This window comes from Anaerosacchariphilus polymeriproducens, assembly GCF_003363435.1.
Lineage (GTDB): Bacteria > Bacillota > Clostridia > Lachnospirales > Lachnospiraceae > Anaerosacchariphilus > Anaerosacchariphilus polymeriproducens.
This window is the reverse complement of the sequence record NZ_QRCT01000001.1, coordinates 1-1,593: the sequence shown is the minus strand read 5'-3', so window position 1 is coordinate 1,593 and position 1,593 is coordinate 1. Positions and strand designations below refer to the sequence as shown.

Below are 1,593 nucleotides of genomic sequence, written 5' to 3'. Positions count from 1 at the left end.
AAAGACTAACTATTAAATGTCAAGTGCTAAAGTGATATTTATTGAATGAATTGCAGAATTGCATTTCAGATAGATAAGAAACTAGAAACTAATTTTTGGACTTTGAAAACTGCATGACAAATAGAGCATCCTTACAGATGCTCAAAAAGGAGAGCTTTATATATTGATACCTAAGACGCTTTCATAAAAATCTGCCCTGATCTTTCAAGTTGATAGATCACTCTGACAAGTTTTTTTGCAGCATGAGAAAGAGCGACATTGTAGTGCTTTCCTTCGGAGCGTTTCTTATCCAGGTATTTAGCAAAGTTTGGATCCCAATGGCAAACATATTTTGTTGCATTATATAAAGCATATCGGAGATATTTAGAGCCACGTTTTTCCATACGAGAATGGGATGAATCCAATTGACCGGATTGATATGTAGTAGGCGATAATCCTGCGTAAGCAAGAATCTTATCAGGGGAATCAAACTTGCTAAAATCACCGATCTCAGCAATAATCATGGCACCCATACGATAACTAATACCTGGAATGGATAAAATGGGGGAATGAATACTGTCCATGATAGACTTGATTTCAGCTTCAATTTCATTAATCTCAGTAGTGATTTCTTGTATAAGTTTGATTGTATGCTTTAGTTCAAGGGACTTAGCTGGCATAGGAGAACCAATCGAAGTCCTTGCAGCTTCACGAAAAAGGATAGCAGTATCTTTTCTATAATGTCCTTTCGAAGAAATGGATAAGAGATTCGTTAGCCTTGTAAGGTGCGAATCAGCAATCGAAGAAGCACTAGGAAATTCAGATAGTAGTGTATATATAGATGCCATATGAAGTGTAGGAACAAGTTTTTCCAGTTCTGGGAAGAGAATCGTTACAAGGCGTGATATTGAGGATTTTAGCTTTGCACGCTCTTTTACTTTATCAAAGCGATAACGAGTTAGTGACTTCAACTCTTCATTATGATAAGATGTGTCTGAGTAGGACTTTAAGTTCACTTCAGACATGAGCATTGTAGCGATCGTATGGGCATCAACTTTATCCGTTTTCGTCTTTCTAAGGCTTAGACTTTTTCTGTAAAGATTGGTATGTAACGGGTTGATAACAAAGGTGGTCAGGCCTTTATCAAGAAGATATCCCAAGATGTTATAACTGTAGTGTCCAGTGGCTTCGAGGCCTACTTTTACTTTGGTTAAATCATCTGTAACGGACTTGATTTTCTGATAAAGCTCATCAAAACCATCTCGATTGTTTGGAATGGTAAATGCTTTAAAAAGAATTTCACCATCTGAGTTCGTAATAAAGCAATCATGCTTATCTTTAGCAACATCAATTCCTGTGTAAATCATATAATTCTCCTTTGAAAATGTATTAACACTGTTTGGAACCACTGGTACTCCTTGCGATTGTAACCTCGTTCTAAATAAACCGTCATGCGGTATCTAACTAATTAACAAATATACAAAGAGACTGTGGTTGGAGCCTTTCTAAAACCATCAAGTGGTAGGACGCATGAACCAATCCACAGTGTCTCCAAAAGTATAGCATACAGTCCTTGGAGAGGGACTATAAACACTACTACTTTATAATACGAGG

General features: G+C 36.8%; 1 protein-coding gene. It reads right to left on the bottom strand.

The features are described 5' to 3' along the window. Positions 1-170: 170 nt before the first annotated feature. Positions 171-1,346: an IS110 family RNA-guided transposase gene (locus DWV06_RS00005; RefSeq protein WP_115480131.1), complete on the bottom strand. Its 1,176-nt coding sequence runs from the start codon at positions 1,344-1,346 to the stop codon at positions 171-173. Positions 1,347-1,593 lie beyond the last annotated feature (247 nt).